Source organism: Rothia sp. HMSC062H08, assembly GCF_001810775.1.
Lineage (GTDB): Bacteria > Actinomycetota > Actinomycetes > Actinomycetales > Micrococcaceae > Rothia.
The window spans coordinates 125,261-145,789 of sequence record NZ_KV802668.1 but is presented as its reverse complement, the minus strand read 5'-3'; the positions used below and the strand labels follow the sequence as shown (position 1 = coordinate 145,789).

At 58.4% G+C, this 20,529-nt stretch carries 18 protein-coding genes; 1 reads left to right on the top strand and 17 read right to left on the bottom strand.

Annotated elements, in window-relative coordinates; genetic code table 11:
* Positions 1-7: 7 nt before the first annotated feature.
* The 13 genes from HMPREF2765_RS05725 to HMPREF2765_RS05665 form a co-directional block, all read right to left on the bottom strand.
* Positions 8-265 (bottom strand): F0F1 ATP synthase subunit delta/epsilon, encoded by a 258-nt coding sequence (locus HMPREF2765_RS05725; RefSeq protein ID WP_049340652.1) that lies wholly within the window; start codon positions 263-265, stop codon positions 8-10.
* 2 nt (positions 266-267) lie between these two features.
* Entirely contained in the window at positions 268-1,731 is a 1,464-nt protein-coding gene (gene atpD / locus HMPREF2765_RS05720; protein ID WP_005507810.1) for a F0F1 ATP synthase subunit beta, read from the bottom strand.
* A 56-nt stretch (positions 1,732-1,787) separates the two neighbouring features.
* On the bottom strand, positions 1,788-2,729 hold the full coding sequence (locus HMPREF2765_RS05715; RefSeq protein ID WP_049340654.1) for a F0F1 ATP synthase subunit gamma: 942 nt from the start codon (positions 2,727-2,729) through the stop codon (positions 1,788-1,790).
* Positions 2,730-2,804: 75 nt separating this feature from the next.
* Entirely contained in the window at positions 2,805-4,430 is a 1,626-nt protein-coding gene (atpA, locus tag HMPREF2765_RS05710; protein WP_049340655.1) for a F0F1 ATP synthase subunit alpha, read from the bottom strand.
* 187 nt (positions 4,431-4,617) lie between these two features.
* Entirely contained in the window at positions 4,618-5,430 is an 813-nt protein-coding gene (locus tag HMPREF2765_RS05705; protein WP_005506459.1) for a F0F1 ATP synthase subunit delta, read from the bottom strand.
* The gene (locus HMPREF2765_RS05700) at positions 5,430-5,987 is read right to left on the bottom strand and encodes a F0F1 ATP synthase subunit B (protein ID WP_049326923.1); all 558 of its coding nucleotides are present in this window, start codon (positions 5,985-5,987) and stop codon (positions 5,430-5,432) included. The genes HMPREF2765_RS05705 and HMPREF2765_RS05700 overlap by 1 nt, the downstream gene beginning before the upstream one ends.
* Before the next feature lie 51 nt (positions 5,988-6,038).
* Positions 6,039-6,242, bottom strand: coding sequence for an ATP synthase F0 subunit C (gene atpE, locus HMPREF2765_RS05695; RefSeq protein WP_005506461.1), 204 nt, complete (start codon positions 6,240-6,242; stop codon positions 6,039-6,041).
* Positions 6,243-6,385: 143 nt separating this feature from the next.
* Positions 6,386-7,177 (bottom strand): F0F1 ATP synthase subunit A, encoded by a 792-nt coding sequence (gene atpB / locus HMPREF2765_RS05690; RefSeq protein ID WP_049340658.1) that lies wholly within the window; start codon positions 7,175-7,177, stop codon positions 6,386-6,388.
* A gap of 112 nt (positions 7,178-7,289) precedes the next feature.
* Positions 7,290-7,550, bottom strand: coding sequence for a hypothetical protein (locus HMPREF2765_RS05685; protein WP_049340660.1), 261 nt, complete (start codon positions 7,548-7,550; stop codon positions 7,290-7,292).
* 28 nt (positions 7,551-7,578) lie between these two features.
* Positions 7,579-8,145: a hypothetical protein gene (locus tag HMPREF2765_RS05680; protein WP_053088846.1), complete on the bottom strand. Its 567-nt coding sequence runs from the start codon at positions 8,143-8,145 to the stop codon at positions 7,579-7,581.
* Positions 8,145-9,431, bottom strand: a complete 1,287-nt coding sequence (locus HMPREF2765_RS05675; RefSeq protein WP_070604633.1) for an MraY family glycosyltransferase — start codon at positions 9,429-9,431, stop codon at positions 8,145-8,147. The genes HMPREF2765_RS05680 and HMPREF2765_RS05675 overlap by 1 nt, the downstream gene beginning before the upstream one ends.
* A gap of 255 nt (positions 9,432-9,686) precedes the next feature.
* The gene (locus HMPREF2765_RS05670) at positions 9,687-11,645 is read right to left on the bottom strand and encodes a polysaccharide biosynthesis protein (RefSeq protein ID WP_070604631.1); all 1,959 of its coding nucleotides are present in this window, start codon (positions 11,643-11,645) and stop codon (positions 9,687-9,689) included.
* A complete protein-coding gene (locus HMPREF2765_RS05665) occupies positions 11,645-13,612 on the bottom strand; it encodes a glycosyltransferase family 2 protein (RefSeq protein WP_070604629.1) in 1,968 nt (655 codons plus the stop codon). The genes HMPREF2765_RS05670 and HMPREF2765_RS05665 overlap by 1 nt, the downstream gene beginning before the upstream one ends.
* A 429-nt stretch (positions 13,613-14,041) precedes the next feature.
* On the opposite strand from HMPREF2765_RS05665, the gene HMPREF2765_RS05660 reads away from it, so the two are divergent.
* The gene (locus HMPREF2765_RS05660; protein WP_049347493.1) at positions 14,042-15,043 is read left to right on the top strand and encodes an NAD-dependent epimerase/dehydratase family protein; all 1,002 of its coding nucleotides are present in this window, start codon (positions 14,042-14,044) and stop codon (positions 15,041-15,043) included.
* A 162-nt stretch (positions 15,044-15,205) separates the two neighbouring features.
* Here the strand turns inward: HMPREF2765_RS05660 and HMPREF2765_RS05655 are convergent, their stop codons facing one another.
* The 4 genes from HMPREF2765_RS05655 to prfA all read right to left on the bottom strand — a co-directional run bounded on the left by HMPREF2765_RS05655 (position 15,206) and on the right by prfA (position 20,480).
* A complete protein-coding gene (locus tag HMPREF2765_RS05655; RefSeq protein WP_070604627.1) occupies positions 15,206-16,441 on the bottom strand; it encodes an L-threonylcarbamoyladenylate synthase in 1,236 nt (411 codons plus the stop codon).
* Positions 16,442-16,622: 181 nt separating this feature from the next.
* The gene (gene prmC / locus HMPREF2765_RS05650) at positions 16,623-17,549 is read right to left on the bottom strand and encodes a peptide chain release factor N(5)-glutamine methyltransferase (protein WP_070604625.1); all 927 of its coding nucleotides are present in this window, start codon (positions 17,547-17,549) and stop codon (positions 16,623-16,625) included.
* Positions 17,550-17,890: 341 nt separating this feature from the next.
* Positions 17,891-19,036: a hypothetical protein gene (locus HMPREF2765_RS05645; protein ID WP_070593479.1), complete on the bottom strand. Its 1,146-nt coding sequence runs from the start codon at positions 19,034-19,036 to the stop codon at positions 17,891-17,893.
* Between the two features lie 361 nt (positions 19,037-19,397).
* A complete protein-coding gene (gene prfA / locus HMPREF2765_RS05640) occupies positions 19,398-20,480 on the bottom strand; it encodes a peptide chain release factor 1 (RefSeq protein WP_005507792.1) in 1,083 nt (360 codons plus the stop codon).
* Between the last annotated feature and the right edge of the window lie 49 nt (positions 20,481-20,529).

The following is a 20,529-nucleotide window of genomic DNA, read 5'->3' as shown; positions in this document are numbered from 1 at the left end:
ACCAGCTTTAGATCTGTGCGTGCTTTGCAACGATGGTCACGTGATCGTTCGAGACGGTCAAGAAACCTGCGTTGAGGATGGTCTTAATGGGCTCACCATCAACGGGTTCAATGAGCAGCTCGCCGTCCTGTGCCAGCAGCGTGCAGGTGGGGATCATGCCCGGCAGGATGCCGAGGTCACCGCTGACGGAGCGTGCACGAACGTACTTCGCTTCGCCAGTCCACACGACGCGTTCGCGGGAAACAACTTCAACTTTCAGAGCCATGATTACTTAGCTCCAGTCTGTGCCTTGATTTCCTCGTAGCGGCGCATAACGTCGTCCATACCACCAATGTTGTAGAACGCCTGCTCGGGGATGTGGTCGACATCGCCGTTGCAGATCATCTGGAAGGACTCGATGGTGTCCTTCAGCGGAACGGTCGAACCCTCGACACCGGTGAACTGCTTTGCAGTGTAGGTGTTCTGGGAGAGGAACTGCTCGATACGACGTGCACGTGCCACGACGATCTTCTGCTCCTCGGAGAGCTCGTCCACACCCAGAATCGCGATGATGTCCTGCAGTTCCTTGTTTTCCTGCAGAATAGCCTTCACACGAATTGCGGTGTCGTAGTGCTCCTGACCGATGTACTGTGCGTCCAGAATTCGGGAGGTGGAGGACAGCGGGTCAATTGCCGGGTACAGACCGCGCGATGCGATTTCACGAGAGAGCTCGGTGGTCGCATCCAGGTGCGCGAAGGTGGTTGCCGGCGCCGGGTCGGTGTAGTCATCCGCAGGCACGTAAATTGCCTGCATGGAGGTGATGGAGTGACCGCGGGTGGAGGTAATACGCTCCTGCAGCAGACCCATTTCGTCCGCCAGGTTCGGCTGGTAACCCACTGCGGAGGGCATGCGGCCCAGCAGGGTGGAAACCTCAGAACCTGCCTGAGTGAAACGGAAGATGTTGTCGATGAACAGCAGCACGTCCTGGTTCTGAACATCGCGGAAGTACTCCGCCATGGTCAGACCGGTCAGTGCCACGCGCAGACGGGTTCCCGGGGGCTCATCCATCTGGCCGAACACAAGAGCGGTGTCCTTCAGAACGCCTGCTTCTTCCATTTCGACCCACAGGTCGTTACCCTCACGGGTACGCTCGCCAACACCGGTGAACACGGAGGTACCACCGAAGTTACGAGCCACACGGGTAATCATTTCCTGGATCAGCACGGTCTTACCCACGCCTGCACCACCGAACAGACCAATCTTACCGCCCTTGATGTAGGGGGTCAGAAGGTCGATGGACTTAATACCAGTCTCCAGCATTTCGGTGGAGCCTTCCAGCTCTGCGAAGCCGGGAGCGGCACGGTGGATCGGCCAGTAGGTGTCAGCCTTGATCTCGGAGTTCGGCACGTCGAGTGCGTCACCGAGAACGTTGAAGATGTGGCCCTTCACGCCGTCACCAACGGGGACGGAGATCGGTGCGCCGGTGTCGACTACAGCCTGACCGCGGACCAGGCCGTCAGTCTGCTGCAGGGAGATAGCGCGAACGATCGAGTCGCCCAGGTGCTGTGCGGTCTCGAAGGTGATGGTGCGGGTGCGACCGTCGAGGGTCAGCTCGGTGGTCAGAGCGTTGTAAATCTCGGGGACCTGACCGGCGGGGAACTCGACGTCGACCACGGGGCCGATGACGCGGGCAATACGACCCGTTGCGCCCTGAGTCGGTGCGGAGACCGATTCGTTGTAGGTGGCAGTCATATTTCTCACTTACTTAGAAAGTTTGGACAGTTGATGGCTTCGTTGGCGTACAAGTACTAGGAGCCGAGGGCGTCTGCGCCGCCCACGATTTCGGAGAGCTCCTGAGTAATTTCCGCCTGACGTGCGTTGTTCATCAAACGGGTGTACTTGGTAATCAGCGTCTCAGCGTTGTCACCTGCGGTCTTCATCGCGCGCTGGCGGGATGCCAGCTCACTTGCTGCTGCCTGCAGGAGGCAGGAGAAGATACGCGATGCAATGTAGCGCGGCAACAGCGCGTTGAGCACTTCCTCGGCGGAGGGCTCGAACTCGAAGGATGCCGCCTGCTCGTACTCAGCCTTGGTCAGTTCCTGGTCGGGAACGATTTCCTCGCCCATAGCCTTTGCGTCACCCACGTGGATGGGCAGCAGGCGCAGGATCTTGGGTTCCTGAACAACCATCGACTTGAACTCGGTGTATACGATGTGCAGTTCGTCCACGCCGCCCTCTTCGAAGGGCAGGTCGTAGGCTTCGAGCAGCGCGTCACGAATTTCGACGGCAGTTTCAACACGAGGTGCATCGGTGTGCCCCTCCCACGCACGGGCGTAGGGGCGCTCACGGAACTCGAAGTAAGCCTTTGCCTTACGGCCAACCAGGTACAGCTGTACCTCCTGGCCGTTAGAGCGCAGCCTCTCAATCAGAGATTCGGTACGACGCAGGATAGCGGAGGAGTACGAACCTGCCAGACCGCGGTCACTGGTAACAACCAGGATTGCGGAGCGACGGTGTTCGTAGGTTCCGAACTCGTGCGGCTTGTGAATCAGCGGGTGCTTAATACCGTGCTGAGTCGCAACCGCAGTCACCACGCGGGTCAGAGCGTTCGCGTAAGGGCCGGCTGCCTGAGCAGCGTTACGAGCCTTGTTAATGCGGGAGGTCGCGATCATCTCCATCGCCTTGAAGATCTTCTTCATAGACGACGTCGAAGCAATCTTCTGTCGGTAAACCCTAATCTGGGCTCCCATAGAGCTTCCTTTCTCCTTGCTTTCTGCCCCGCCCCAGCCTCATAGCTGAGGCGGGGAGAAGGCGAGGACTAATCGCTAACCGATGGTTTCCTGAGTGATGTCGCTATCGCGAGCTGCCTTGTGCTCCTCGTGACCTGCGTCGACGAGGTGGCTGCTGCCCTCAGACTTGAAACCCTGCTTGAAGTCAGTAACTGCGGACTTCAGAGCTGCAACGGTGTCATCCTCAAGCTTGCCGGAGGAAGCGATATCGGTCAGTACCGAGGTCTTGTGACGCAGGTACTCGATGAAGCCTTCCTCGAAGCGCAGCACGTCGGAAACCTCAATGTCGTCGAGGTGACCGGAGGTACCAGCCCAAATGGAGACAACCTGCTCTTCAACTGCGTACGGGGTGTACTGCGGCTGACGCAGCAGCTCGGTCAGGCGAGAACCGCGGGTCAGCTGTGCCTTGGTAGCGTCGTCCAGGTCGGATGCGAACATTGCGAACGCTTCCATTGCACGGTACTGTGCCAGCTCCAGCTTCAGGGTACCGGAGACCTTCTTCATAGCCTTGGTCTGTGCGGCACCACCAACACGGGAGACGGAGATACCGACGTCGACTGCCGGACGCTGGTTAGCGTTGAACAGGTCGGACTGCAGGAAGATCTGGCCGTCAGTAATGGAGATGACGTTGGTCGGAATGAAGGCGGAAACGTCGTTTGCCTTGGTCTCAATGATCGGGAAGCCGGTCATCGAGCCTGCGCCCAGGTCGTCAGAGAGCTTAGCGCAACGCTCCAGCAGGCGGGAGTGCAGGTAGAAGACGTCACCGGGGTATGCTTCACGTCCCGGCGGGCGGCGCAGCAGCAGGGACACAGCGCGGTATGCTTCTGCCTGCTTCGACAGGTCGTCGAAGATGATGAGGACGTGCTTGCCACCGTACATCCAGTGCTGGCCGATAGCCGAACCGGTGTAGGGTGCCAGGTACTTGAAGCCTGCTGCGTCGGATGCGGGAGATGCCACGATGGTGGTGTACTCCAGCGCGCCGCGAGTCTCAAGGGTGTGGCGGACAGCTGCAATGGTGGATGCCTTCTGGCCAACAGCCACGTAGATGCATCGAACCTGCTTGTTGGGGTCACCGGAAGCCCAGTTGTCCTTCTGGTTCAGAATGGTGTCGATCGCGATAGCGGTCTTACCGGTCTGGCGGTCACCAATGATCAGCTGACGCTGACCGCGACCGATCGGAATCATCGAGTCGATTGCCTTCAGACCGGTCTGCAGCGGCTCGTGAACCGACTTACGCTGGGTCACGCCGGGAGCCTGCAGCTCCAGTGCGCGGCGGCCTTCAGCCTCAATGGGGCCCAGGTCATCGATCGGGTTACCGAGGGGGTCAACAACGCGACCGAGGTACGCGTCGCCAACGGGCACCGAGAGGACCTCACCGGTGCGGTGTACGACCTGGCCCTCTTCAATACCGGTGAAGTCACCCAGGACAATCACACCAATATTGCGGGTATCCAGGTTCTGTGCGAGGCCGAGGGTGCCGTCTTCGAAACGAAGCAGCTCATTCGCCATAACCGAGGGAAGGCCCTCGACACGAGCGATACCGTCGGAGGCCGATACAACTCGACCCACCTCAACACGTTCTGCATTGCCGGGTTCGTAAGACGCTGCAAACTCGTTCAGCGCATTACGGACATCTTCGGCATTGATGGTCAGTTCGGCCATCTTGTGTCCCTGCTCTCTCATTGTGGTTGCGTTCCGTCAACGGAACCAACCGAAACTTGCAATTCGGGTTGAACGGGCGGGCAATGCCGCCGCTTCTGCGAAGGAGGCATCAGCCACGCACCCGCTACCCGAGGTATCTTCTAAATCACCGTTGCGACGAACGGTTCAGCGTCGCTAGCTTGAGCCGCTAGCCGATGGAACGAGTCAGGTCGGACATGCGGGTCTCGACGGTACCGTCGATCACCTCGTCGCCCACCTGAACACGCAGACCGCCCAGAACGGCGGGGTCCACCGAAACGTCGAGCTTCAGCTCACGGCCGTACACGGCGTTGAGCGCGCGACCGAGACGTTCAAGCTGTGCCTGCGACAGCGCAATCGCGCTAGTTACTCGCGCAATGTAACGGTTCTGTCGCGTGACGATGATTTCTGCGAACTCATCGGCTACCCGTGCAGCGTGACGGCCGCGGGGGTTGGAGCCAACTCGTTCGAGCAGAAGCACACCTTCGGCGGTGGTGGCGGGGCCACCGAGCGCCACGGCGAGCTTCTTCTTTGCTTCTTTGCTTGCCTGATGGTCGGACAGCGCTTCCTGCGCCTGAGCGTTGGAATCAACGGTACGCACAAAGGTGAGTAGTTCGTTGAGCACCTCGTCCAGGGCATCCACGCCACCGCGAGACTGAGCCGATGCGGTCACGGCGAGCACTGCTGCACGCTCCAGGGCATTCGCCAGATCAGCATCATCGGACCAGCGCTGAGCCACCGCACTGGTGAGCACAGCCATAGCCTGAGAAGAGATCTTGCCGCCGAAGACGGTGTTAGCGATACCCTGACGTGCTGCTGCATCACGCGAAGAATCGGTGACAGCACGGCGCAGGGTGCCGTTGTGGTCGAGAACATCAACCACAGCGAAAAGCTCGCTCGCCAGGTTCAGGGGCTGCAGGGAAGCGTGAGCTTCCAGCACCTCTTCCACCTTGCTCAGTGATTCAGTAGATACTCCTGCCATTACCGAGCCGCACCTGCGTTCTGCTTCTCGGTTTCAAGGTCAGCAAGAAAACGATCTACCACACGGGCCGATCGCTCATCATCGTTGAGGGCTTCGCCCACAATCTTGCCGGCAAGGGTCGTAGCAAGAGTGCCAACCTCGGAACGGAGGGACACTGCTGCTGCCGCACGCTCTGCCTCGATAGCCTTTGCTGCATTATCGCTAATGCGCTGAGCCTCAGCGGTTGCACGCTCGCGAGCATCGGCAATGATTGCCTCGCCCTCTGCGCGTGCCTCTTCACGAATCTTCTGAGCCTCCAGTCGAGCGCTTTCGAGCTGCTGGGTGTACTCATCGCGAGCCGCTGCAGCCTCTGCCTGTGCCTTCTCGGCCTTGGCAAGGCCACCTTCGATTGCTTCCTTACGGTCCTGGTAGATCTTCTCGAACGCCGGGACAACGTACTTAGCAACGATGTAGTAGAGGATCAGGAATCCGATGAGGGTAATGACAATTTCCCCGACGTCGGGAATCAGGGGGTTCGAAGTTGCCTCCGCTCCCCCTTCGCTTGCCAGATAAATCATGGAGGGAATCCTGTTCTATGGGATGGGTCGTTTAGGATGTGGCAGAGCCGGTTACTTGATGAAGACGAGAACCAGGCCCAGAATTGCCAGCGCCTCGACCAGTGCGAAGCCCAGGAACAGCATGGGCTGCAGGGTCTTCTGGGACTCGGGCTGACGAGCAACGCTGGTCATGTATGCCGCGAAGATCAGACCCACGCCGATGCCGCCGCCAATAGCTGCCAGACCGTAGCCAACCGCAGTGATGGAACCAACCATTATTTTTCCTTTCAACAGTGTTCGACCGGGAACATACCCGGACCGAACAGAGTTTGATTTGAGTTAATAGCCCGCACAGTGAACGTGTGGGTTGCTTTATTCACGCCCAATGACGAACGCGAAAACCTAAAAAACTAGAGAGTTTAGTGTCCCTCGGAAACCGAGCCCTGCAGGTACACAGCCAGCAGCAGAGCGAACACATAAGCCTGGATGCACTGAATCATGAATTCCAGGAAGTACAGGAACAGGCCCAGAGCACCGGGAGCAATAGCAGCCAGGTAGCCGATACCACCCAGGGTCTCAACCATGTAGGTCACCATGCTGGATGCAACCATCAGCGCCAGGTGACCACCGAACATGGTCGCGAAGAGACGTAGCGCGTGAGTTGCGGGACGAATCAGCAGGTTCGAGAAGAACTCGATCGGGATCAGGATGGGGTAAATCCACACCGGCAGACCCGAGGGCATGGTGATGTCCTTGAAGAAGCCGCCCAGGCCCTTGCGCTTGATACCAACGCCAACCCAGGTCAGGTACGCTACGCCAGCCAGTGCGTAGGCGCTACCGGGGTGGGAGAAGGAGGGCAGCTGAACAAACGGAATCGAACCGTAGAGGTTGTTCACCAGAACGAAGAAGAAGGAGGCGAACAGAATCGGCACGAAAGGCTTGTAGTGCTGTACGCCCAGGGTTTCCTTACCGAGGGAGTTACGAGCAAACATGTAGCCAGACTCAGCGATGAACTGAGTCTTGCCGGGAACCATGGCGCGCTTACGTGCTGCGGTGAGGAAGAAGACCGCGATAATCACCACGGACAGCAGAATCAGTACGTTCTGCTTACCGAAAGCGAAATCACCAATGGTGAAGAAGGGGGGCAGATGCATGTCTTCGGGGGTCGGCGGCACATAGGCTTCCGCGAGGATCAACCCGTTCTCGATCAAAGCAAGTCCTTTCTTGCTACTAGTGGCTATCAAGAGCCCATGTCTGCCTCTAAGCGACTGACATGCTAACTACATGGATGAATGTGTGACCTAGCGGTCCGCGTTCAATGACCTAGCGGTCTTTATTCTGCCTGGTCATGTAGGTAAAGACGAGGGTCAAACCTCCGACAGCGCCAATCAAGACACCAACCCACACCAGCCAGGTGGTGGAGAAGACCAGGTCACCGAGGTAACCGATGCCGCCCCACACTGCTATACCGATGATCAGATAGAGAATCGACATGACTGCACCGGAGAGCCCTCCGTCAGACACCAATTCTCCGGTAGTGCGGAGCTTTTTATCTCCGTCCCACCACTTCTTCTCTTCGGCCAAACGTATTTCCTTTCAAACACCAATCGCGTTACCGACCATGGTCTTCCAGATCGGTGTCGAAGTATAGAATTCTCAGTCGTGCGATGCTGACTGTTTCAATAACAATCCACAGAATCACGCCGGTACATGCGCCTGCGAGAGTCCAACCGTGCCTCAGATTCTCGGGGAACGGCACAAACATCAATACCAGACCGAGCAGAGCAATCTTCACGAGGTAGCTCACCACCAGCGATTTGGGTACACCCCAGTCGAAAATGGGAGCAACCAACATAACCAATACGCCCAGAGTGAAGCATATATAGATTATCAGAAAGCCCAATGTTATTCCTAGCGCGCCCACGGGGCCCGCAAACAGGTACGCACTCATCATACCGCCCAACCAAGCCAGCAGAGAGTAAGCCGATACCCTGTAGAACAAAAATTTCCAGGAAAGCTCTTGACTCTCGAAAGAAGAGGCCTTCAAACCTGCTTGAGCACGCTCTCGGCGGTGTTTCTGCTGCTTCTTGCGCTCCGCCGGCGGATACCACAGAACGTCCACCACGCGCCTCCAGAGAGGCTCTGCAGGAGCCTGAGATTTAGGCTGCTCAGAAGCCATTAGTGTTTCTCCCCACGATTCTGATTAGACTGCGTCGAAGAAGAGGAAGCAGAAGAAGGCTGACCCGCACGATCCTTCACCGAATCCGGCATGATCGGCTCCGGATGCAGCGAGGTCGGCTCCACATTCTCAGGAGTCGCAGGAACACCAGTTGCCGAGGTCAAAGAGCCGGTAGCAGGCTCTGCAGTTGCCGACTTCGCCTTCGGCGCCGAACCCTTCGAATCCGCCGCAAAGCGCTTCGACAGGTCAATCGCAGAAGTAGGTGCCTCACCGCCAAAGAGCTGCGGCATACGCAGGTACACCACCAGCACGGCAAGAGCCACAAGAACCACACCAACAGCCGCCAGCACGGCGCCCGAAGCAAACAAATCAGAGGCAAACGCCAGCAGCACCCACACCAGAATGGTCGTACCGGTCACCACGGCGGTCGAACCAAGGTGGCTGAAACCAACATCCGTCAGACGCTGATAAGTGTGAGTACGGTGCGGCTTGTACCACTGCTCCCCCGCCATAAAACGACGGAACAGAGTCGTACCCGCGTCCGCCAGATACGTCATCAGCGGAGCAAAAGCCAACAGGAACGGAACATCCGCAAACCACGCGCCCACAGCCAACGTGCCCAGCGCCGCGCCCAAAACATAAGAACCCGCATCGCCCAAAAACACGTTCTTACCAGGGCGCACATTCCACGGCAGGAACGCCGCAAAAGCACCGGCAACAGCCACACCAGCCAAAGCCAGCCACGGAAGGTTCACCATCCAACCGGTCAGCGCATACGCCAAACCAGCCACCAGACCGTGAGCACCAGAAATGCCGTTAATACCGTCCATAAAATTCGCCACGTTAATGTAGCCGGCAATAAAAATCGCGCCAAGGATCAGCAGCAGAATATTCGTGCCCTGTACCGTCGCAAAGCTCACGCTTACCAGAAGACCAATGACCAGCTGCAGGCCCGCACGACGCACAATGCTCACGCCGCGGATATCCTCAAGCCAGCCCAGGGCAAGAGCACACAGAATCGCTGCGGCAATCGTCACCGCCAGCTGCAAAGACTCAGCAGAACGGTACGTCCAGCCGAACAGGGTAGCCACCACAAACGCCACAAGAGTCGCGGCTGCAGTCGCCAACCCCATACCGCGGTACGTCGGAGCAGTATGCGAAGAACGCTCATTAGGAACATCCACCATGTCGTAGCGGTGCAAAATCGGGCGCACCGCAAACGGCAAAAGGGCACCCAAAACAAAAGCAAGAGCAAAAATACTCAACAGCTCAGAAAAGGAGGTCATACCAGCTCCAAAGCATTGGCGCCGCTCCCCTGGACGCAAACTCCAGAATCGCGGCTGAGGGACGATGTGTGCGTAGTGTGTGTGTTTACTTCGTATTCTATAGAACTCTTCAGTAGCCCGGGACTAAACGGTACAGAATCTCTCCATACGCTCTGCATATTCTGCGTCCTGATATGTTCTACACCCGAGAAAGAGAAAACACCGGATACCGCACCCGCCACGCAAGTGCAGCATCCGGTGTCATTTCCGTAAAGATTAGAACGTCTGCGCATCCGCCAAAGTACGCGGATCAGGGGCACGCTCCAGGCCATGACGCTCATAGCCGCTGTGCTCCCGATAGTTCTGAATCCACCGCTCATAATCGAGCTCATCAGGGTCAAGTGCCGGGGCACTCGACCGGGAAATATACCGGTTCTCCTCGCTCGGCACCAGCTTCTCGGTACCGCCGAAGAGAGTCTCATCCAGCTTCTCACCCTTGCGAAGACCAATCTCCTTGATCTCTACGTCATACCGCTCATACGCCTGGCGCATCGCCTTCGCAACGTCCAGAATCTTGACCGGCTGGCCCATATCCAGCACCATGACCTCGCCCGGGCGACCAATCGCACCGGCAAGCATCACCAGCAGGCAGGCATCGGTAATCAGCATGAAGTAACGGGTCGCACGCTTATCCGTCAGGGTAATCGGACCACCCGAAAGAATCTGCTTCGTAAAGAGCGGCTTAATCGAACCGCGCGAACCAAACACGTTACCGAAACGAACCGACACGTAGGTGTTGCCGGTCTTCTCGCCAAAGTACGCGGTCAGACGCTCCGCCACGCGCTTGGACTGGCCCAGCGCAGTCTTCGGATCCGCCGCCTTATCGGTCGAAACGTTCACGAACGTCTTCACGCCCACCGCCTCCGCGGCACGCAGCACGTTGAGGGTGCCCAGGGAGTTCGTCTTCCACGCCTCCTGCGGGTACGCCTCCAGCGCCGACACATGCTTCAAAGCCGCGGCGTGGAACACCACCTCAGGGCGACGGTCCCGGAAAATCTCCAGCAGGTTATCACCCTCACGGATATCAGCCAGGATGATGCGGTCATCGTCCAGGCTCGACTCGTGAGTAATCGAAACCTTCGTCTCCATCAGCAGAGTCTCATCATGATCAAGCATCATGAGGGTCTCCGGCTCAAACTCGCTAATCTGACGGCACAGCTCAGAACCAATCGAACCGCCCGCACCGGTGACCAGCACACGCTTACCGTGCAGGTACGAACGCAGAATATCGCGGTCAATATCGTAGTTAATCTCGCCACGAATCACGCGCATCAGGTCGTTATCGCTCGCGGTAATCAGACGCTCACCCATCAGGCGAGCATTCGCGCTACTAATACGCTGAACCTCAACCTTAAGCTTACGCATGCGGTTGCAGAAGGACTCGAAGTAGTCCTCCGACATATCCGAAATCGTCACCAGAATCTTACGGGTACCCGACTCACGAATCACCTGCTCCAGCTCAGGGTAAGTCGTAATCACCGAAATGCCGTGGAACTTCGTACCAGCCTTCAGCTGGTCATCATCGAAGACCGCAACCGGGCGAAGCTTCGCCTCCTCATCGTGCAGCATCGAATCCATGACCATGCCGCCAATAAAGCCGGCACCGTACACAATCACCGGCTCGCCGGTCAGCTCACGCACAGCACCGCGCTCAGTGTACACACGCTTCGCCATGCGAGCGCCCGCCATCATAATGAGGCTAAACGCCGCCGCAATCGCAGGCACACTATGCGGAATATGCGGCAGACCCAGCAGCTCATCCACAAAGGAGAAAGCAGTCAACGCCGCACCCGCGCTCAAAGCAGCCGCGCCGGCACGCCAGGACTCGTCAAATGAACCGTACGAATACACGCCGTTATAAATCTTCACGCCCGCCAGACCAATGACCAGGTGCAACACCACAGCCAAAGTAGCGGTCATCGTCAACGACGCCGGGTGAATAATATCGAACACCGAGCCGTTACTGAGCAGCACACTATAGCGGAGCATATAGGCGAACAAAACCGACAGAACCCAGGCGCTCGAATCAATCAGCGCCTGCGCAATCAACCACCACGGCTTACGCTCATACAGGCGGTTCACCAGCATCGTGCCAGAGTCACCCTCCGTCACCATCGTGCCGCGCTGAGCAGCCTTCCGCATCACCACATGAGCGTGAGGTTTCAACTGAGCCACTACATGCCTCCTTCAGATGCGGTACCAGAAGAACGAGAAGAAGCACGAGCCGTCAAAGACGACAACGCACGAAACGCCGAACGGCGCGCCCGCTCAGGAACAAAACGGTACACACTCCGCACCGCCATATTCTGAGCCCACTGAAGCTTAGAAATACCGTGACCGGTGTACAGTCGACGCTGAATCGCCACATCCTGCAACCAGGCATCCACTCCCCCGCGCTTCGTGTACGCGCCCGCACCCACGCGGTAACGCACCAGAGCCTCGGGGATATTACCCAGACGGTAGCCGGCATCGCGCAGACGCATCCACAGCCACCAATCCTCAGCGCCGGGCACGAACTCGTAACCGCCCAGCTGCTGCACGGCGCTCTTCACGAACGCCACGGACGGGTGATAAATCGGGTTGCGCGAATCCATCGCGCGCAGCAGACGCTCAGAATCAACAATCGCCTCACGGGTCGACTCCACCGCAGTATTGCTCTCATTCACCTCAAGCATGGCAGAGCCCAGCACCGTGTAGCCGCCCTGCACCAGGGCAGGAATCAGACGCGCAAAACGAGTCGGCTCAGACAGGTCATCAGAATCAGCACGAGCCACCAGCTCATAGGTGCACGCCTGCAGACCGGCGTTCAGCGCCTCCGCCAAACCAACATTCTGAGCCAGCTCCACCACCTGAATCGGCGGGCAATCCAGATTCTCGGCGCGCTGAACCCAGCGGTCCACCACGGCATCCAGCTCGGGGGTCAGTGGACCGTCCTTCACCAAAACCAGCTCGGAAGGACGCACCGTCTGGTTCAGAAGATTCGACTCCAACGCCTGATCCAGATAGGCGGGGTTCTCCTTCGCGTACACGCTCATCAGCACCGAGAAATCGGGTACAGAGCTCACGCAACCGCGCGCCTTCTCAGAATCAGCGCGGCTTTCAGCGGATGCAGGCACGCCATAGCGGCCGGGGAAAGTCAGCGGGTAAATGCCCTCAAGCACCTGAGCATTCGGGCGAGGCGCACGCAAACCATCACGCACACCATCGAGGAAATACCCCAGGTAGGTGCGGCGGTCATCAGTACGCAGAACAGTAGAAATCCACAGGCGCGCCGACGAGCCACCGTACAGCAGCTTCTCCAGCGGGTTCAGAGTACGCGAACGGGTAAAGACCCACAGCTTATTGCGCACATCGTTATAGAAACGCGGACCCGGGTCAGCGTTCGTCGTACCAAAAGTCTTCGTGTGGTGCTTAGCCACCGAAGAAGGCACCGCAATGCCGTCACGGTGATGAATCAGACGAGTCGAAAACTCGAAGTCATCATTCCAAATGAAGAACTCAGCAATCGGCAAACCACCATTACGGCGAATAGCCTGCGCGTCCATCAGAATCGACACGAACGAGGCGCTACGAATCGGACGGGCACCCACCGCCTGCGCACGAGCATAACGCTGCTGACCCGCCGCAAACATCGTGCGCGGAGTGTTCATCGGGTGGTCCTCGCCGTTCGTCCACACCACGCGAGAGGCCACCACCGCGGGGCGCTGCGAAGGCACCGGCGAATAGTTCAGCCAGGCGGCAACCGCCTCCGACAGGGTGTTCTCGGTCGGCTCGGTGTCATCATCCATAACCCACACCAGATCCGGGTTATGGCGTTCCAGGGCGCGATCAATACCCACCGCGAAACCGCCAGCACCGCCCATATTGCTCTCCAGGCGGATGCAATCCACCGGTAGCTCGTAGTCCAGGGCACGCAGATACTCAGCAGTACCGTCCGTGGAGGCGTTATCAACAATCACCACCGCCGCAGGCACACGCTCACCAGAAGCGATACCAGCAAGGGTCTTCGGCAGCAGGTCCTCACGGTTATAAGTCACCACCACGGCAACCGTGCGGGGATACTCATTCAAAGAATTGTGAGAAGAAGACTGATCGGAAGAAGGCTGGGCAAAAGCGGTCACGTCGCTGTACTTTTCTGCCATAAGTTCTCCCTCCGTGGCGCGATGCGCCTGAATCAGCCGGTACGCGATATACCCATACCGAGCTGGGCGCTTATGGTGTTTCTCGCGCCCGCGGTATTCAACCGTGTGGATATATCACTCAAAGAAAATATTCTACCTGCGGTCTCCACTAGAGAGTGAACCATCACCTCAAAAGACGCACTTTATGACAAATAAACAACCGAATTCAGTTGATTTATCCGCATAGCGGACGCACCCGCACACCCAGTTTTGGGTATCCATCAAGCTACCAGCTTCACAGCCTGTGTTTGCGCTGTGCACCCCGTGCGAAAAAACGACCAGAGACCGAATAAAAACCCACAAATTCCCCATAAACTGTTCAAATATGGGAAAGTTGAAATGACCCCATTTTTCCCCGCAACGTACGCGGGCTCGTGAGAGGTAAAAGAGATGTCCGAATCCAAGTGGAAAGTCATTGGCGCCAGCGGCTTCGTTGGTTCCTCCATCGTCGCGCGTCTAAACGCAGAAGGTATCAGCGTCGACCCCATTGAGGCACCTCGACTCGCAACCCGAGCCCTCGACGTAGACAGCATCATCGACGAAGCAGACCAGCTTGAAGGCATCATCGACTCCCTCGCAGAAGCCTTCGCAGGCGCGCAGGTCGTCGTCAACGCTGCGGGCCTCGCAGCGCCCAATATGCAGGATCTACCTCCGCTCGTCGGCGCAAACGCCCTGCTTCCCGCCGTGATTGCCATCGCCGCGCAGCGCACCGGCGTGCGCCGCGTCATCCACCTCTCCTCCGCAGCTGTGCAGGGCCCGCGCCTCGTGCTAGATGCTTCCGAAGAGACCAACCCGTTCAGCGCCTACTCCTTCTCCAAAGCACTCGGCGAAGAAGCGCTGCTCGACCTGCAGGACTACTTCCTCGAAGAGCACCCCGACTGCGCACCCGAACTGTGCATCCTTCGCGCAACCAGCGTGCAGGGCCGCGGCCGACGCACCACCGAACTCTTCGCCAAGATGGCCTCCTCCCCCTTCGCATCCGTTGCGGGTGCAGGCACCGGCAAGTCCCCGGTTTCCAGCGTGCACGCCCTCGCAGAATTCGTGGTCATGCTCGGCACCTTCCCCGGCGAGCTACCCACCATCGTGCTGCAGCCCTGGGAAGGCGCAACCGTTGCCTCCGCATCCGTGGACGCTGGTCGCCGCCACCCGCACCGCCTGCCCGAGTGGCTCTGCCGCGCAGCCGTCAAGGCGGGCTACACCGTCTCCGAGCTGATGAATGACAAGTTCGCAGGATCCGTGCGTAAGGTCGAGGTCATGTGGTTCGGCCAGGGCATCGACGACTCCTGGGCACGTGACAACAACCTTCTGCCCACCCCGCGCGTGCGTGAAGTACTGCGCAACGCCCACACCGCGCTGGGTAAGAAGAAGGACCGCCGCTTCGACAAGAACTAGGTAGCGTACGTGCGCCCCTAGCAGCGCACAACCTGAGGCACGCAGCCCAGGAGCGCATAACCTGTAGGACTCATAACGAAAGGGAACCCCCGATATATCTGAACGATATATCGGGGGTTCCCTATACGTTTTTATGCTCCGAGCTTTATAACTCGCAGAGGTTTAGAGGTGATCCTCCGGGGCGTCCTTCTGCTCGGTCTTTGCCTCAGACTCAACCTTTGCCTCAGCTTCAGTCTTGGTAGCCTCAGTCTTAGCGTCTTCAGCCTTAGCTTCTGCCGGCTTAGCCTCGCTCTGAGCGGGTGCACTCTGAGCGGCAGTCTCAATCTTCGACTCGCCAAAGACCAGCGCGCGAGCAGTATCAGCAGGAACCGGGTGGGTCTGCGGCTCATCCGCACGAACCGGCTTCGGAGTGTTGTCACGGTAGCCGCGCGAACGCTCCTGATCCACGCCAGTGCTGAAAGCAGAAGACAGAGCCGAAGTAGCGCCCAGCAGAGACGCAGCGACAGAACCGGCAACCGGTGCCGAAGCGCGACGAGCAGGCTCACCGCTCACAGTGTGGGTGCTGTCCCACTGCTCGTACGCCTCATCCAGGTCAGCCTGCTCATCCAGAGCACGCTCAGAAGGAGTCGACTCAGACGGCGCAGAAGAAGCAGTCTCAGCTTCCTCAACCTTACGAGCTGCCTGCTCGTCAGCCTCCGCACGAGTCAGAATGGTCGGAACGACCTCACGCAGCTCCTCCACTGAAATTGCGCCCTCACGAACCACCACGTAGGGGAAGGAGGTGCAATCCAGAATCGTCGACGGTGCCGGGTCACGCTCAGTCACCACAACCACGCCGTCCTCATTCGGCTCAGACTCAAGCGGCTTAGGACGAGCGCCACCATCAATCACCACGGCGACATCCTCACCCAGCGAATCCATGGCGGTCTGCGCATCCAGTGCGGCTTCCTGACCGGTCTTGTTCGCGCTCGAAACCGCCAGCGGACCGTGCTCAGTCAGCAGCTTCAGGGCGAACTCATCATCGGGAACACGCACGGCAACAGTACCGCGGGTCTCACCCAAATCCCAGCTCAGTGACGGGTACGCGTGAAGAATCATAGTCAGCGCGCCGGGCCAGAAGCGACCACCCAGATCGTAAATATCGTTCGGAACGTCGTCGACCACGCCAGCGAGCGCAGCAAGATCAAAGATCAGCACGGGCGGCGGCATGGTGCGGTCGCGGCCCTTATCTGCCAGCAGCTTGGCAACGCCCTGATGCGAGAAAGCATCGGCGGCAATACCGTAGACGGTATCGGTGGGCATCACAATCGTGTCGTGCGCCTTCAGCGCCTCGCGGGCAGCTTCAATGGCCTCGCGGGTCTCAGTTTCAGTCGTTACGGGGTACAGCTTTGCAGTCACGGGTCTTATTCTCTCATGTTTTTCTGGATGCGGCGAGACACCGGCACCCACAACGCGCCATGTGGAAGCACTCTTCCGGGGGTTCACCGTATTTCGCCGGCTCTGAGCTGGCTACTGAGCTGACTACTGGGGCGGACGCGTTGCCTTCATGCAGCCCGGCACGGGCTAGGTGGTGCATTTACTAGTCTAAAGGCTCTAGTGGGCGCGGTTTATAACCGACGCTATGACGCGGACGATTATTCAGGTCACGCACCGGGTAGCAGTCCTCGAAGCCGACACGTGCCAACAGCTCGGCGACGGCTTCTTCCTGGGTGTCGTCGTGCTCCATGATGAACAGACCGCCGGGGGTAAGAAGTTCGAAGGCGCGGGCGGCAATCGCGGAGGGCATCTGCATGCCGTCCTCTCCCCCGCCGTACAGAGCCATGTCCGGGTCGTGCAGGGCGGCTTCCAGGTCGGCGGGTACATTCGCCGGCGGAATGTACGGAGGGTTCGAGAGCACCGCGTCGAAGGTTCCGGCTAGCTCGGACAGGGAGGTGAGGGCGTCCCCCTGCACCAGGTGCACGCCGAGCGGTTCCAGGTTCCTGCGGGTGTAGGGGATGGCGTCTTCGGAGAGTTCCACCGCGAACACCTGTGCGTCCGGTAGTTCGCTCTTGACCGCCGCGGCGATAGCCCCGGAGCCGGTGCACAGGTCGACGATGCGTAGCCCACCGGTCGCCGAATCGGCGCGGGGTGCCGAATCGGCGCGTGTGCTCAGCACTTTGAGGGCTTCTTCGACGAGCAGTTCCGTCTCGGGGCGGGGTACGAATACGCCCGGTCCGACTGCCAGTTCTAGACGGTAGAAGGGAGCGGAGCCGGTGATGTGTTGCAGCGGTTCACGGCAGACGCGGCGGGCGACCAGCGCCTCGTACTCTGCGACCTGTGCGGGGGTGAGCCGCTCCCCCATGAGCGCGGCGTGCTGTAGGCGCGAGCGCGAACCGTCGTAGAGCAGGTGCGCGGCGAGGAGCTCAGCATCGACGCGGGGGCTGGGTACCTGCGCCAGTGCCGCGGTGGCGCGCGTGAGTACCTGCGCGAGTTCTTCCCCGCGCAGGTCGTGCACATTCACCTTCATGAGCTCTCCTTATGCTCTCTTCTACCTTTAGAAATTATCCCCTTTTAGGAATTGCCCTTGGACATGTCTAAATAGCGGCTACGCTAGCTCGTATTGTTTGCTTTCACAACCGATATTTCCTCGCTAAGTAGCACCTCACAGAGTACCATTCCTCCGATTCCCTAATTAGTCGATGCGGGTAGCTAGTTTCTCAGACCGGACTATCCGTCATCCAAAAGAAGACAATAGAACCCAGCAAACTTTGCATCTGCCGAGGATGGAGGGGCAGCCGTAACAGCCTGTCACGACCACCCCTCCCCTACACGCTATGCGCTACGGGGATATCCCGTAGACGCTCCGCCCTAGTACCAGAGGTCCTCACCCCGATAGTTTGGGTCGCCTCCGCCGCAGTAAGTGCACTCACTATCGCAATAAGCTGCACCGCATGTTTCACCGGGAATTCCGATAGACAGGTACTCGTAAGTTCCCTTTAGATAGGATGCTTCATGCCAAAGAAGAACCTCGAACGGCGTGGTCTCTTTCGTTTCCCGGTGCAGAAGCCCCGCGAGTGACTCCAACCGGTCAACAACCGCACGGGTAGCGGTGCGCATCAGCCAGCTCCGATCGTCTCGTTCCTCGTACCAGGACGGGTAAACCTTGAACGGATCGGACGGGCTAATCCTGTCCGGAGGGGAAACGTCGGTGGATTTGCTGAAGAAGTACCCCGAATCCACCAGCGCCAACACCATGTGAGGTGCCGTAGCATTCAGCAATTCGGAAGGATACGGCTCATCAGCCAGCGGCGGAAAATACCAGCGGAACCAGTAGCTCCTAGCGCTATGCACCCCTTCAAAGAACTCCGGATGGCTCTCCTGAAGCTCCGCATATTCCTTTGAATACTTGAGAGCGTTCAGAGAGTCCGCCACCTCCGGAGTAATCGGTAAGATGTAAGCCACCGCCCCGCCAAAGTTCCACGTCTGCTGATGCCTAGCATCCGGCCAGTGGTTGGAAATCAGCTTCTTCTGCAGATACCTGCCGAGATAAACATAGTTGTGGTCCTTCACCACAACCACGTTCTCGTAGACCACCTTCACAATACGCGGGCCGTCAGAGGTCAGCACATGGTCACCGATACGGCATACGATTTCTCGGCCTTTGCCGTCTCTCGTCATCATGGTGACGGAGGTATGGTCGAGAGTTGCCCCCAGATAAAAAGCGTGCCGGCAGATGACGGGGTACCTAATCTTCTCGCCCTCCCAGTCATAGCAGGTCAAGACAATATCAAGTGGGTCATCTTCCCTCACCTCGCCGGTAAAGACGTACCGATCATCCCAATACTCATAGGGTTGACCAACGCGAGAACGGTTCAGCAACCGTGCCGAGAACTTTGAGCCTTCCACTCCCACGACTTCAAGAACAAGCAGCTCGCGTCCGTCTTTACCATCGTCCAAATCACTAATTTCGACAAGGATTCCATCACCCGGTTGAAGGTCAACAATAACGCCCATATTCTCTGCCTTTCGCTCAATAGCTAACCAAAAATCATCAGTATCTAAATCTCAAAAATTACCGGTGCCGGGCTACGCTGCCCGGCACCCCTAAATCGGCTTCCATCTTTTCTCTATTCGTTTTTCAAAGAACACTGCTACCGGAGGCTCTCACCCGCGATAAACCCCACGGCAACGCTAGCTACACCTCTAGTCTAGGGTGAAGCTTTCAAACACGCGCGGCGTTTGGTCATTCACCGCTCGACGCCCGGTGATAGGCGCAAAAAAGGCGCGCGAGTTCAGCAATCAAGCTAAACTCACGCGCCTATACCGGTCTGCTATCGCAAACCCAAAGCCACTAACAAGTGAAAGTTATACAGAACTACTTCTGTTCCTGGCCCACCTGAGCGAGGCGGTGCGCCTCATCCATCTCAATAGCGGACTGAACCACAGGCTCCAGGTCACCATTCAGTACAGCATCCAGGTTGTACGCCTTGTAGCCGGTACGGTGATCCGCAATGCGGTTCTCCGGGAAGTTGTACGTACGGATACGCTCCGAACGGTCCATAGTACGCACCTGCGAAGCACGGTGCGCCGCGTTCTCAGCGTCAATCTGCTCCTGCTGGTGAGCCAGCAGTCGCGCACGCAGCACGCGCATTGCAGCTTCACGGTTCTGCAGCTGAGACTTCTCATTCTGCATCGCCACGACAATACCGGTGGGCAGGTGGGTAATACGCACCGCCGAGTCGGTGGTGTTCACCGACTGACCACCGGGGCCCGAAGAACGGTACACGTCAATCTTCAGGTCGTTCTGGTTAATCTCGATTTCCTCGGGCTCGTCCACCTCGGGGAACACCAGAACACCAGCCGCGGAGGTGTGGATACGGCCCTGAGACTCGGTCGCCGGAACGCGCTGCACGCGGTGCACGCCGCCCTCGTACTTCAGGTGCGCCCACACGCCCTCAGCCGGCTCATTCGAGGAGCCCTTAATAGCAATCTGGGCATCCTTATAACCGCCCACGTCAGTGCTGGTCGAAGAAATAATCTCAGTCTTCCAGCCCTTGTGCTCGGCGTAACGCATGTACATGCGCAGCAGGTCACCAGCAAACAGAGCCGCCTCGTCACCACCGGCACCAGCCTTCACCTCAAGAATGACGTTACGGCCATCATCCGGGTCACGCGGAATCAGCAGGCGGCGCAGCTTCTCCTGAGCAACCTCCAGCTCCTCCTCCAGACCGGGAATCTCCGCCGCGAAATCCGGATCCTCATCAGCCATCTCGCGAGCAGCCTCAAGGTCATCCTTCAGCGAAGTGTACTTGTTGTACGCAGTCACAATACCGGTCAGCTCCGCGTAGCGGCGGCCCACACGGCGTGCCTTACCCTGATTCGCCTGCACGGCGGGGTCAGCCAGCTGATTCTGCAGGTCAGCGTGCTCATCCAGCAGAACCTGAATAGATTCAAACATTCTGTTCTCTCTTCCATCTCCCGCACTTTACGCCGCACGGGCAGGCACT

Bases quoted from the DNA above. Each gene is read 5' to 3' on its own strand.
- HMPREF2765_RS05725 (WP_049340652.1), bottom strand. From the start codon at position 265: ATGGCTCTGAAAGTTGAAGTTGTTTCCCGCGAACGCGTCGTGTGGACT.
- atpD (WP_005507810.1), bottom strand. From the start codon at position 1,731: ATGACTGCCACCTACAACGAATCGGTCTCCGCACCGACTCAGGGCGCA.
- HMPREF2765_RS05715 (WP_049340654.1), bottom strand. From the start codon at position 2,729: ATGGGAGCCCAGATTAGGGTTTACCGACAGAAGATTGCTTCGACGTCG.
- atpA (WP_049340655.1), bottom strand. From the start codon at position 4,430: ATGGCCGAACTGACCATCAATGCCGAAGATGTCCGTAATGCGCTGAAC.
- HMPREF2765_RS05705 (WP_005506459.1), bottom strand. From the start codon at position 5,430: ATGGCAGGAGTATCTACTGAATCACTGAGCAAGGTGGAAGAGGTGCTG.
- HMPREF2765_RS05700 (WP_049326923.1), bottom strand. From the start codon at position 5,987: ATGATTTATCTGGCAAGCGAAGGGGGAGCGGAGGCAACTTCGAACCCC.
- atpE (WP_005506461.1), bottom strand. From the start codon at position 6,242: ATGGTTGGTTCCATCACTGCGGTTGGCTACGGTCTGGCAGCTATTGGC.
- HMPREF2765_RS05680 (WP_053088846.1), bottom strand. From the start codon at position 8,145: ATGGCTTCTGAGCAGCCTAAATCTCAGGCTCCTGCAGAGCCTCTCTGG.
- HMPREF2765_RS05675 (WP_070604633.1), bottom strand. From the start codon at position 9,431: ATGACCTCCTTTTCTGAGCTGTTGAGTATTTTTGCTCTTGCTTTTGTT.
- HMPREF2765_RS05665 (WP_070604629.1), bottom strand. From the start codon at position 13,612: ATGGCAGAAAAGTACAGCGACGTGACCGCTTTTGCCCAGCCTTCTTCC.
- HMPREF2765_RS05660 (WP_049347493.1), top strand. From the start codon at position 14,042: ATGTCCGAATCCAAGTGGAAAGTCATTGGCGCCAGCGGCTTCGTTGGT.
- prmC (WP_070604625.1), bottom strand. From the start codon at position 17,549: ATGAAGGTGAATGTGCACGACCTGCGCGGGGAAGAACTCGCGCAGGTA.
- HMPREF2765_RS05645 (WP_070593479.1), bottom strand. From the start codon at position 19,036: ATGGGCGTTATTGTTGACCTTCAACCGGGTGATGGAATCCTTGTCGAA.
- prfA (WP_005507792.1), bottom strand. From the start codon at position 20,480: ATGTTTGAATCTATTCAGGTTCTGCTGGATGAGCACGCTGACCTGCAG.